Source organism: Microscilla marina ATCC 23134, assembly GCF_000169175.1.
In the GTDB taxonomy this organism is placed as follows: domain Bacteria; phylum Bacteroidota; class Bacteroidia; order Cytophagales; family Microscillaceae; genus Microscilla; species Microscilla marina.
Map to the genome: position 1 here is coordinate 138,297 of NZ_AAWS01000019.1, position 9,595 is coordinate 147,891.

The window sequence follows — 9,595 nt, forward strand, 5'->3', positions numbered from 1 at the left end:
AATTTAAAAAAACAAAGCCTTAGATAAGTTCTAAGGCTTTGTCAAACTTTTGCTATTATTTTACTATCAACCTTTTTACAATGCGTACTCCACCACCTTTTAGTTCATAGGCATACATACCTGCATTCACAGGGCTGCCTTGTTGGTTTGTTTTGTCCCAAACAATGGTGTAGTTACCGTGTTTTTGCTTTTTTGATACCAACGTTTTCACTTTTTGACCTAATAAGTTATAGATATTGATTTCTATATAGGTATCTTCTGGCAAGTAATAGTCAAACTTGGTTGTGTTTTCTACCGGGTCAGGGTAGTTTTTCGACAATGTATAACCCTGTCTTCCTGTTGTGGCTGCATTTTCGGCCTTTTTAGAGGCAAAGGTAACTTGCTGAGAGTTTCGGGTAATTGTGCTCGACACTGTGAGTTTTACATGAAACATTTCTACACCATGTGGGGTGTGGGCTTTTACCCAATCTTCGTACACTCCGTTGGCAAGGTTTGCCTTTGTTGTCAAATTTACCAAGTGGCTAAACCCCGCAGGCAGGTTATATCCAGTATTCAACTGCTTGTTAGCCAAAGTAAGCCAATTGGGCAAGTGTTCAAATCTGTAGGTAGGTGTTAGAGCCCCGCTGTTCTGCAGGTTTGCCGAGAAACTGTAGGCTTGTCCTTGTTTTTGGGCAATTTCTATATTATTTATATCCCAGGAAACCTTATTTTTATTTACCAGAAATTTCCAGCTTTTGGCATTAGCCTTATTCCCAAAGTGATCTGTGGCTGCACCTTCGGCAATGTAAGCAGTAAGCAAGGCTCCTTCGAGATAAATATCAGGGAAGTTGCTCTTAGGTTCAATAATAATCTCCCGGTTACCAGAAAGGTGAATATCTATAGGTACACTTTGTACTACTTTATCCTTATCCATTGGTGCAGCATTGCTTCGGGTATCCCATGCCACACCTACTGCCTTTGTACCCATCGTTTTACCTGTAAAGTCACGCATTTTTTCTGTACCTAAGGCTATGTTGTCCAACACATAGTAAGCTCGCAGGTTGGCTTCGTTTCCGGTAAGCATTCGTTTGTAATCAGTCACAATAGCCGCTTTCGATCTGGCTACACTCCACACCCTCAGTTCGTCCAAAGCACCAATAAAAGCATCGCCATTCAACACTTTACCCACCGTTAATGGGGCATTGTTGATCCCGAATTTTAGTATACTTCCTTTTTCGGCTACCAGTTGTCCGTTAAAATACGTTTTTATATTTCGGTCACCGTCATATACAATGGCTACATGGGTCCATTTGGCTACTGTCAGCGACTGAGAAGATGACGATCTTGCGTTGTTTATTTGCCCGTTATTTCTCAGCGAAATTCTAAAGTTATTACCTTTCTCTATAATGGCTACCTGTTGTGTTGGTAAACGATCAGGTCTTACCCAAAACTCAATGGTATATGCGCCATTCAAATCTAGTGCGGCTTGGTCAGGCACCTGCAGATAGTCTGCCACATTATCCAATTTAACCGATGTGGGTACATACTCTTTGCCAGCCAATACCCCGCGCAGTGAAATATTGAGCGAAGTTAAACCATCTTGTTTGATGGCACGGTTAAGTTTTGCCTTAATTTTTCCGCTCTCCCATACACTACCATTACCTGGTGTAAGTTCAACAAATATGGGTTTTTGACGGTAAATATTACCCGATATCCACACAGTTGATTTTTGCTTGCGCCAGAGCTCGTTTCCAATGCCACACTGAGGAGTCAGACGTAGGTTATAAGCTCCATTGGGCAACCCGCTTACATCAGCTGAATATATATAATAGCCATCGGCTCTTTTGGTAAGCGTGGTCAATGGATTAGTTACTTCAGCCAATATTTCGGGTACGTTGCTTTGGGCAGTCGAATATTCAATAAAAAGTTTATTGAACGAATCTTCCGGATTGGCAACTTTAAAAATGAAATCTATCCGATTACCAGAATGACTGTTTACTACCCAGTTATTGGCAGGGCTTTGCAGCTCTATTTTCTCTACACAAGGGCGGTGAAATTCTGCTGATAAATACAAGGTATCAGCAAGCTTTACATGGGTTTTTGGTTTTACGTTGGCATCATAATAATTAATAGATCCGCTGGCGTTTTCGCACTGAGAATAAAAAACCACAGAAATGTCTTCGTATTTTACTTTAGGTGAAGCAGGATTACGCTCAATTGTAAGCAATCCTCTTTTTACATAATCTGGCTCTTCTGTATCCAGTATAATTACTTGTCCACCTTCGTTTAGCGGGTGCCCGTTGTATTTAACAGTTGCTCCATAGTTTTTATACACCTTTAGCATATAGGTTTTATCTTTGCCAGTACCTGTAGATTCGCTGGCTACTTGGGTGTTTTTCAAAGTAACATTAAAAGCCACAGCTTCACCCAGGTTGGCAGTTCCTGTTTGGGCATCAGATGTAATCTCTACACCTTCACGGGGTTGAGTACCTACTTCTACTGGGCATTTGCTTCTGCCTGCCACAGTTTTAAAAATAGGTGTGGCATATGCATGATTCACATCTTTTTTTATTAAAATGTCAAATTGGTCGCCCAAGTCGCTGTCTGCCAAAGAAAAACTATAAGTATCCTTGCGTGAGCCATCCTCATTCTTACTTTTTTCATATTCGTGGTAACCTGTTACTCCTGTGTTGAAGTTTATCAAGGTTCCAAAAATGTTAAATGATGTACCAAAGTTTTTGTTAATACTTGTTTTAGTTCCCTCTGTGTTGCCATCTCCCTCGCTGTTAGTATCGGTTAGCTCGTAAGATACATTGGCGCCAGCCGAAAAAGCCACTGATTCAGGAAAACTTTGGGTTCCAGCATTGTTCGATACTTGAAACTTAGCCAGCGAAGCAGCATTGGCGTATGCTTGTTCGTTTTGCTGAAGGATGGCATTCCAGCGGCTTATTTGTTTCTGATACATTTGTTTATCCCGTTGGCTGGTAGCCACCACCTTGGCTCTTTGCAGGTTGGGTATGGTCACATCTTTTATATGTTGATGGGTATGTACAAAGAAAGGTTTACGGTCTGGCTTAATTACGTTTACGTTTTCCTTAAAATCTGGAGTACAACCATTCATTTTCAGGGTTCGTCCTTTACCCATGTGAATCACGGGTGTATAGCCAATATATATGTCGCTGGCTATACCAGGCAAATCAGGGTCACTAGAAGTAGTAATGGTTTGGTTCAGGCTTACCTCTGCCCCCCTGGTATTGGCGTTTCCAAACTTAAAGTTTTCGGTAATTTTTATATTATTTTTGGTTTCTGTGTCTATTATTTTTTCCAGAAACAAGGCACCTCCGCCTACACCAGCCCAAAAACCAGTATAATACTCTTTATCCAACCCAGTCGAAAAGTCAATATCTATGTCGGCTCCTCCAGCATGCGATACACTTTCGGAAAAAGCAAAACTCACATTGCTCGACAACGAAGCTGAACTATTGCTGCCTGGAGGGTCGTGTACTACTGCTATAATGTTGGGAGGAGCTTCCAGCGTAAAGTCATTATTGTACTGGGTGGTTCCCGTCACAAAAGCTTTTACAGGAATTTGTTTTACTCTTTGCTCATGGGTAGCTGTTATGTTTAAAGTACGGGTATAGGGTGTTATAAAGTTGGGTTCCAGTGCCCTGAACAACAACGTATCTTGGCCGGTAGAACCTCCCGACTCAGCCACTTTTGTACCCAAATCGCCTGTATATTTATACTTTACACCTTTAGTAAAACATTTTTTTGTACGGTATTGCTCAAAGGCTTTTACTGTAAGTAAGTACCCCACCTGCTTTTCCAAAATATAGGCTTGTTTGTCGCTGCAGTATTCTTCTGGCTTTAGGTTTGTCAGTTTAGCTTTAATTCTCGACAAACCTGTTTGAGTATTCAGTGACTGCTCTGTATTGCCAACTTTGGCGATTATCTGTGCTTGTAATTGCAAAGGGTTGCGGTATTCGAACTGAAAGGTTTTCCAGCCCTTAGTCAAATCTATTACAGGCGACTCCAGTTGAATGGTTGAGTTTTCTTGGTTGGTCAGGTATACTTTGTACCTGCCTGGCATCAAACCCGGAAGCGTAAATACAGTAAAGTTTGTGTTAAACAAGGCTTTGGCAGCATTGCCTGTGTAGGTCTTTTCGTACCTGGGAGTTATTATGTCGGTACGTTTTATCCGTACGTTCCACAAGCCTATGTCACAACCACAGGGTATAACGATATTACCTACAAAACCAAAACGTGTTTTGTTATAAAACTTCAAATCGGTTATTGGGTCTATAATGTTAAAGTTATACTGGCTGGGGTTATTGGGGTCAATTAGCTTCTTAACATACTCCTCTTCTCCTCCAGCTTCATACAACTGCTTGGTCTTACGAGTATAGGTATGCAATGTCTGCTCGTCTCTTTTTAATCCGTTCTTTAGCTCAAGTACATAGTTTTGTGCATTGGGTAATAAGCTTACTGTACGCATAGTTTCTTGAGCAGTCTCGGTAAATCCATAAGAAATCTTCAGATTGTTTTGATCACTGGCTATGTAATCTCCATTTTTAATTTGCTTAATCAAGGCTGTGTTTGCCACCACGTTCCGATATTCTATCAGGTGCAGGTTTCCTTTAAAAAACTGACTGCGCTGATTGCCCTGATAGGTACCCAAATGAAGTTTACCCTGCATATTGATGCCTGCGGCTCCATCTTTGTAATGTGGTACATCTCTTACATACAATACAAACTGATTAGTAGCCTTGTTGTACGTAAAAGCAAAAAAGCTCCATTCGTTGCCTATGTTTTCGGCAGAAGTTTTCAGCACTGTATTACCTTTCATAAGCTGTAGCGAGGCATTGTTTTTCAGTACCAGACGTACATTACCTACTTGCATAATGGTTTGTAGTCTTGGGGCACCCTCCTGCCCAAAGTTACCTCTTTTTATCCAACCCGACCAGGTACCGTTTTTCTGAAAGTTATTTGCCTTTTCAGCTACTACATAATCGTCTTTGCCATCAAATGCCAGGGTTTGGGTGCCTGGCGACATTTCTTCCAGCGGATTGTATACAGCCACCGCATACCTGCCTACGGGTGCACCTATACTAAAAGCACCTGATTGATTAGTCTTAAAGTTGGGGTCGTTACCTTGGATTAGCCTGCCACCCAGTGTAAACTGTTGCCCAGCAGGTACTGGGTACAGCTTATTGTCAACCTTGTACAACACGTGCCCAGCAAGCGGGAAAGTAGACTCATCGATAAAGTTGGCTTCTTTGGTATACTCAGCCTTATTAAGACTTCTTCGCAAGGTTATTTGTCGGTATGTCGGGGCAAAGGTATGGTCAGGTTTCTGAGGAGTTACCCTAAAGTTTACCCCACTGGCTTGCGTACCAGTATGCATCATTGCCAGTGTATATTTACCCTGGTCGTCGGTAAATGTGCCATACTGCAAAGCTGCAGGTTGGGCGGTAGCAGCCAGCCACTGTACATTTTTGCCACTGCCTGTATAACTTCCCCGCTGGCCTTTTGCCTGGTTGTATACATAAGATGTCCCATTGTGGTTATGTCCCAGGTCGAAACGATAGTACAACAGCAAGGATGCTTCATTGCCTGAAATTACATGCTTATAACGTTCTTTGGTTTCAGTATCTAATCTTTTGCTATATTCCTGGTTAGTTTCCCATACCTGATTGCCCTGCTTAAGCACCTTTTTTTTCTGAGCGTTCCATACCCTCAATTCATCTATAGCATAAGGTTTAGAGATTTGCGCATTGAACGCAAACGAGCTTACCAAAGCCAGGTTATTGTAACGGTAGGCAGTAGCATTGCTTATATTGGCAGTAAAAGTCTTTTTTAGGTTAACAGTTACTTCCCTGCCTCCATCTACATAAATACGCCCTCCAGTTTGGGCAAAAGTAACGGCGTAGTGGTGCCATTTATTGTCGATTACCTTATTGGTATTCAATTTAATATAGTCGCCTCCAGTATGATGGGTAGCTTTTATACTGGCGCCAGCCACCTGTACTTTGGTGTTACCCAATGCAAAAATGGTATTGTTGCCACCCGAACCTTTGTACCAAAACTCTAGAGTAAAAGCAGGCAGGTTTCTGAACACCTCTATTTGTTTTACTGTAACCGGAGTAGTATTGGTATTTAATCTCAAGGCACGCCCATACAGACCCTGCGATACAGGCTTGGCAGTAATTGCCACATGTTCCATGAGCAATTCTTCTTTCGATTTTACGGTTCCAGTAATCCTTCCATTAGGAAAAATAAAGCCCTGATCAACACCCAAAGGTTTAAAACCTCCGTCTTCGTTTTTGTAGCCTTCTACCCTGTAAGCGTACATCTCCTGTGGTAAAATCGAAGCGTCATCGTAATGAATCTCGGTAGATACTGTGGTGCCGCTCACGGGTTTGTTTTCGATAAGGGTTCCGTTTTTATATATATTGTAACCATTGGCTCCTTTAATATGCAGCCAACGCAATTGTATTTTATTTTCGTACACCCCTTTGGTGGCAGTAAGCCGAATAATGTTGTTGTCCAGTATTGGGTGATTTACATCGGAACGGGTAATGGCAAGTTGCTCATTTTTGTATTTGGCTACAGCCTTTACTTTTGTGGCAAATCCTGGTACTGCATTTTGCCAGTAGCCAAGCGTAAGGTCGAGCAACGAAGGCTGAGGAACCTGGCTTTGCTGGTTAGTACCATACAAACATCTGAGCCCTTGACTGTTTTTCAGGGTTGTCAAATCTTCATTGATAAACGACTTCCATTGATTCTGAGCAATCTGAGCAGCAGTTCTTCGTCTGTCCCAGCCTCTTATTTCGGTCAGAAACATTTCCTGATGGTGTTTCTTGAGAAAAAATAACTTAGAAACACCATTACTAAAGGGAAACTGTCCTCTTTTTACTCCATTAACATACAGTTCGCATTGAGTAGCATTGGCAAACACTGTCAATGCGACATGGTGCCATAAGTTATGCTCTACATTGCCTGCGTTTATGGTTACCAATGGATGGTTTTTTACCTTTAGAGCCAATCGGTTTTTATTGTGCATATATAGTTTAAACTGGGTAGCATCGGTGCTTACATCGGTCAGCATCCAGTGGTTACCTGCTTGGGTAGACTTGACCCAAAACTCCAGGGTGGCTTCGCCTTTTATCCCCTGGTTTATAAAATTGCTCTGAAGGTTAAACCCCAGATTGGCGTGGGAGGCATACTTGTTTTTATGCAAATGTAACACTCCGGCTGTTTTTTGTGCTTGTATGCCTTGCCATAGCAATACAAACAGCAATAAAAACAGTGTTTTTTTTATATATAAATTAATTAATTTCATATCGTTTATTAAAAAAGCTTAAAAGGTGTTGAGAACTCTTTCGATTTTGAAGCGAAAATCGGCAGCTATTTTACTCCTGTTATTAGGCAACTGAGGGAGCGCATCAAGCCTGAACCTGCCCTGTGCCTGATCGTAACGAATGGCTCGGCTAGGATCACTAGCTCTGGCAATGACCAGGTACGGAAACCCTGCATACAATATTGTCCATTGAAAATCCATTGGTTTAGGATCATTACCTGGAATTTTTGTCAGGCTCAGCGAACCATCATTGTTTCGTTTCAAAAACAAATCAGGGTTTTGCGCAAACGCAATTAATACGTTATAGTTGTCGAGCTTTTTCATAATAAACAACTGGGCAAGCTGACTTTGGTGCACCTGTTTTGCTTCTTTGTTCAGGTTGCTGTTGCGTATAGTTAATACTTTATTGTCCTTTTCGGCAATAAACTTAAACGTGGTGTAGTTTTGGGCCTTAGCCATGCCACACAGGCATAGCAATCCCGCTAGCAAAATATAAGTGATATGCTTCATTATGATAAAATTACTTCTTCAATAAACTTTTGATTTCCTTGAGTTGGGCTTTAAAAGCGGCTATTTCGCCCTTCAGTGCTTTGATGTGCTTTTGCTGTGCTATAGTATGTAAGGTCAGTTCTTCTACCTTTTCTACCAAAATAGTATTGATTTGCCCTACGTCCATGCCGTTTTTCAATACTTGAGCTTCGCTAGGCATGTTAGGCAAATGTTTGTTGGCTTTGATGTAGGCTTCTACTTTTTCTAAAGGCATCAAGTCGTAGTCGTTTTCAAACACATAGTCGGGGAAACTGCCTATATCTAATTTTATCCGTTTGGCTATCACAGTTCCATCTTTCTCAATAGTTAAAAGCTTGTTTTCTCCTCTATAAAAACTAAACCTGTTACCTCCTTGGCCTCCAATTTGCATACGAACCTCTCCTGACGACATACCTAATCCATACCAGTCGTTGTTACTATCCCATAGTGCTATTTTTTTGAAATTATCCTGTTTCCCAAATGAAAGTTTACCATCAGAAATGTTCAAATTGGTGCTTGGGCGTAAGATCAATGATTTATAGCCATCTTTACTGTGCATAAAAGAAGCTAAAAGTGATCCTCTTACGAAAAACTTGATGCGCTCGTCAGCATCTGTTTTATCATTATTGGCTTCGAGTATAAGGTGTGCATTATTACTTAACCTGCTTCCATAAATTGACCCTAGATTTAACCTAAGGTCGGTATTCTCGTACAACTCAAATATTTGAGCTCTGTCGTCAATCATAAAAGATGCTAGTTGCTTGTCAGCCACAAAAAACTTGATACGTTCGTCGTTAACTATTCCATCACTATTGGCTCGGAGTTCAAGGTGTCCAAGACTGTTTAATTTACCTCCTTCAATTGAACCGGAATTAAGTTTCAAATTTGTAGAACCTAATAACTCTAGTACCCTATTTTCATTGTAATTGTTAATGGTTACGACATCCTCTTTTTTTACATTAAATGTAATAGGACGGTTCGAGACATTATCCCCATTCCAATTAGATTTGAATTTGAGCGAACCCAGATTAGAAGAGGCCACTAGATTACCATCATTCCATATCAGACCAGTTTTTTGCCCCTTCACCTCCGCAAAAAAACTCAAGGCGCATAGCCCTGTTATTAATAATGTAAATCTTAAAAATTTCATATTTTATAATTATTAGTAATCAAATTCCCTACTCTATTGCTAGGTTTTCGGAGTCCCCTGATTGTTTTTGTACAAAAAAAGCAAGAGCCGCAAGGCTTTCCTAAAACAGGGACGAAAAGGCAGTTTGGTGGTATATAAGGGGCAAGAAGAGAATTTTATTGTACTATTTCTTGAAATGCTGGTACTATGAAGGCTATTTGAGGAAGGCGAGGCAACTTTTTGAGGGATAAAGTGGGCAAGTTTTGGGACGATGTCATCGAATTTAGGGACAAAAGTAACGAATTGGTACTTTTTCCTACATACTGGGCTAAAACCAAGGGGTATCTATTAATTTTGCATTATTAGTTGATGCCTCAGCATAGAATTAGAGCTTGTTTAAATTTTGTTTTCAGAGTTAAAAATGATGAGTTTTTTGTGCTAATGAGATACATTTTTAAGCGAATAGCTAAAGCTATTGGCGCAAAAATTACCGAAGTTAACGCGTAAAAACTGTAAGTCCCGAACTTGTATTCGGGGACACTTTTTTAGCCTAGATCATTAATTTTAAACAAGCTTTTATAAAAGAAGAAGGAAGAACA

3 protein-coding genes are annotated in these 9,595 nt (G+C 40.7%); all 3 read right to left on the reverse strand.

Annotation, left to right across the window (positions count from 1 at the left end; all coding sequences use genetic code 11):
* Window positions 1-55: 55 nt before the first annotated feature.
* From M23134_RS18690 to M23134_RS38480, 3 genes are read right to left on the reverse strand one after another with little or no spacing between them, the layout of a single operon-like run.
* Entirely contained in the window at window positions 56-7,321 is a 7,266-nt protein-coding gene (locus M23134_RS18690; protein ID WP_002698708.1) for a LamG-like jellyroll fold domain-containing protein, read from the reverse strand.
* An 18-nt stretch (window positions 7,322-7,339) separates the two neighbouring features.
* Window positions 7,340-7,849 (reverse strand): hypothetical protein, encoded by a 510-nt coding sequence (locus tag M23134_RS18695; protein ID WP_045113850.1) that lies wholly within the window; start codon window positions 7,847-7,849, stop codon window positions 7,340-7,342.
* A gap of 10 nt (window positions 7,850-7,859) precedes the next feature.
* Window positions 7,860-9,017: a hypothetical protein gene (locus M23134_RS38480; protein ID WP_053337329.1), complete on the reverse strand. Its 1,158-nt coding sequence runs from the start codon at window positions 9,015-9,017 to the stop codon at window positions 7,860-7,862.
* Window positions 9,018-9,595: the final 578 nt, after the last annotated feature.